A 3717-nucleotide genomic window follows, 5' to 3' on the forward strand; every position below is an offset into this window, starting at 1 on the left:
GTTGCTGACAATGCTCGGCCAGGCGCACACCGCCGGGGTGGCTGTCGACTGGGCACAGTTGTTCACCGACCGACAAACGCCACGAATCACCCTGCCCACCTATGCCTTCGAACATCGGCGGTACTGGCTCGAACCCAGCCTCGCGGAGCCCAGGAATGCGTCGGAACACCCGCTGCTCACCGATGTGGTGCGAGTGGCCGACCGCGACGAGTGGCTGTTCACGGGACGGATTTCGCCGCGCACCCAGGCATGGATCGCCGACCACACCATCTACGGTGTGGTGCTCGTCCCGAGTGCCGCGCTCATGGAGATGCTGCTGGTCGCGGGTCGGCGGATCGGATGCGACGCCGTCGAAGAGCTCACCCTCGCGGCGCCGATCCTTCCTCCGGCGGACGGCGATGTCGAACTGCAGGTACTGGTGCGGGAACCGGCCCCCACGGGACGTCGATCGTTCACGTTCCACTCTCGCCCTGCCGGCGCCGCCGACAGCGAGTGGACGCGCAACGCCAGTGGCGTATTGAGCGGTCAACAGCTGATCGATATCGGACTCGTCGACATGCTGCGAAACGAGCCGTGGCCGCCGGTCGACGCCGAACCTGTCGACACCCACTGGATTCCGGACCAGGTGGCACGTGTCGCCGGACTGGAATACGGCGCTTCGTTCATCGGCGTCGACGCCGCATGGCGCCGTGGTGACACGGTGTTCTCCGAGGTCACCCTGAACCAGGAGATTCCGGCCACCGGGTTCCAGCTGCATCCGGCGCTCTTCGACATGGTGACGCATGCCGGACTTGTCTGTTTGGTGTGGCCCGACGCCAAGCGCAACCCCGCTGAGGTCGAGCTCCCGTTCCAGTGGGGCGCGACGCAATTCCACGCCACGTCCAAGGTCACGACGTTGCGGGTGCTGGCCATCCAGCGCGGCAGTGACGCGATCAGTGTCGTGGCGGTCGACCGGGACGGAACACCGGTGCTCTCGATCGACGAAGTGGCCATGCGCTCCTACGACGTGCGGCAGTTCCGCGCCGATCCGGCGGGTAGACGTGCGGCGCGGTATGGGTTGGGCTGGGTGCAGGCCGGGATGCCTGACGAACTCACCCCGATCGGGAGCGCGGCCGTACTCGGCGGCGCGCACGTGCCCGGAATCGATGAGCGGTATCCGGATCTGGCGGCGCTCGCTGCGGCCGCGACCGTCCCGGATGTTGTCGTCTGGCCCGAAGCCGCTGCACTGCACAATGATTCGCAAAGATCCGCGCGTGACCGGGTGCATGCCGCCCTGTCCCTGGTGCGAGGCTGGCTGGCCGACGAGCGATACGCGCGGTCTCGGCTGGTTGTGGTGACCAGACGTGCGGCGGCCCTGCCCGATGAGGCGCCGAATACCGCATCGGCCGCGATATGGGGGCTGCTTGGTAGCGGGCAGACCGAATATCCGGAGCGGATCGTGCTGGTGGACGCCGACGAATCCTTTGGCGCGCAGCCTATTTCGGCGAACACGATCCGAGCCGCGATCGCGACCGGAGAGCCGCGGGTGGCAGTGCGCGGCGATCGCATCCTGGCACCGCGGCTGGAGGCGGTGACAACCTCGGCGGCCGAGAACATATCGTTCGGGTCCGGGACAGTTCTGATCACCGGCGGGACCGGGGGATTGGGCGCGCTGGTGGCCCAGCACTTGGTCACCGCGCACGGTGTGCGGCAACTACTGCTGATGTCTCGCCATGGCGAGCGGGCGGACGGCGCGGCGGAACTCGCGACGGAGCTGTCCCGGCTCGGCGCCGCGGTGCGGGTCGCCGCCTGCGATGTCACCGACCGCGGCGCGCTTCGGGATCTGCTGTCGGGCATTCCCGCGGAGCACCCACTCACCGGAGTCGTCCACACCGCGGGCGTGCTCGACGACGCGACGTTCCGCACGCTCACCAGCGATCAGGTCGATCGGGTGTTCGCTCCCAAAGCCGATGGCGCGTGGAATCTGCACGAGCTCACTCGCGACATGAATCTGTCCGCGTTCGTGATGTTCTCCTCGATCGCCGGAATGATCGGTTCCGCGGGGCAAGCGAATTACGCTGCCGCGAACAGCTTCCTGGACGCCCTGGCGAGGCACCGCCGCGCCGAAAGACTTCCGGCGCACGCACTCGCCTGGGGTCCGTGGCAGCCCGACATCGGTATGACCGGTGCTCTGGATCGCACCGCCATGAAGCGGCTGGAGCGATTGGGGCTGGCCCCGCTCGACCGCACCGACGGCCTGCGGTTGTTCGATGAATCGCTGACCACGGCCGAACCGGTGACCGCGTTGTTGCGGCTGGATACCGACACACTGCGCCTGGAAGCGCAGACCGGTCCGGTACCGGCAGTGCTGCGCGGTTTCGTTCGCACGCGCGGCCGGTCGGCCACGACATCGAGCGCTGAACCTTCGCTCGGCGAGCGTCTGCACGGTGTGGCGGAGGCGAAGCGACGTGGAGTCGTCCTTGACCTGGTGCGGCAACACGTGGCGGCGGTGCTGGGTTACGGGTCGGCCGACGACATCGGCCCGGAACGCGGCTTCAACGAACTCGGCTTCGACTCTCTGGGCGGAGTCGAGTTCCGAAACCGGCTTTCGACGGTGACGGGGCTGTCGCTGCCCTCGACCCTGGTATTCGACTACCCCACCGCGGGAGACGTCGCCGACTACCTGCTGGCACAGACCGTAATGCCGGCGCCGGCGCAACCGACGTCCGCGGCGCCCGACGACATCGCGCTGCTCGAGGTTCTGCTCGAGCGGATCATCGCCAACGGCAGCGACAACGACGAGACCGTCGCCGGATTGCGGGGTGTCGACGAGCGCCTGCGCACCTACCTGGGCAAGTGGTCGGACAGTGCCGACAACGATCTCGAATTCTATTCCGACAGCGAACTTTTGGATCTGATCGACGAGGAGTTTGGCCCAGCATGAGCAATCCCGGCAACAGCAACGAGGAACGTCTCAGCCGGTATCTGCGCAAGCTCACCGGCGACCTCCGCGCCGCCAACAAGCGCATTGCGCACATGGAAGAGCGTGCCACCGAACCGATCGCGATCGTCGGCATGAGCTGTCGATATCCAGGCGGTGTCGAAACTCCGGCACAGCTGTGGGATTTGGTCGCTTCCGGTACCGACGCCGTCGGTCCTTTTCCGTCGGACCGCGGCTGGGACCTCGAGCGTCTGTTCGACAGCGACCCCGAAACGCCGGGGACTGTCTACGTCCGCGAAGGTGGATTCCTCTATGACGCGGGTGATTTCGACGCGGGATTCTTCGGAATCGGTCCACGTGCGGCCGCGTCGATGGATCCACAGCAGCGCCTGTTCCTGGAAGCGGCATGGGAGGCATTGGAGGACGCCGGTATCGATCCGGTGACGCTGCGCGGCAGCGACACCGGTGTATACGCCGGCGTGATCCACACCGACTACGGCCCCCGCGTGGGTTCGCCGGGCCTGACCGCGGAGGCGGAAGGTCATGCCTACCTGGGTGTTTCGGCCAGTATCGTCTCCGGGCACGTCGCTTTCACCTTCGGTCTCAAAGGTCCGGCGATCTCGGTGGACACCGCGTGCTCCTCGTCGTTGGTCGCCCTGCACCTCGCCTGTCAGGCGTTGCGTCAGGGCGAGACCTCGCTCGCGCTGGTCGGCGGGGTCACCGTCATGTCCGACCCCACCCAGCTGATCGCATGGAGTCGGCAGCGTGGGCTGTCCCCGGACGCACGGTGCAAGGCC

2 protein-coding genes are annotated in these 3717 nt (G+C 67.1%); both read left to right on the forward strand.

Annotation, left to right across the window (positions count from 1 at the left end; genetic code table 11):
- Nucleotides 1–2923, forward strand: a 2923-nt coding sequence (locus tag ACFWPJ_RS27345; protein WP_378855540.1) for a type I polyketide synthase, incomplete at its 5' end; no start/stop codon positions are given.
- The coding region (locus ACFWPJ_RS27350) for a beta-ketoacyl synthase N-terminal-like domain-containing protein (protein ID WP_378855542.1) at nucleotides 2920–3717 on the forward strand (798 nt) is incomplete at its 3' end. The genes ACFWPJ_RS27345 and ACFWPJ_RS27350, both read left to right, overlap by 4 nt.

This window comes from Nocardia sp. NPDC058497, assembly GCF_042720195.1.
GTDB lineage: Bacteria > Actinomycetota > Actinomycetes > Mycobacteriales > Mycobacteriaceae > Nocardia.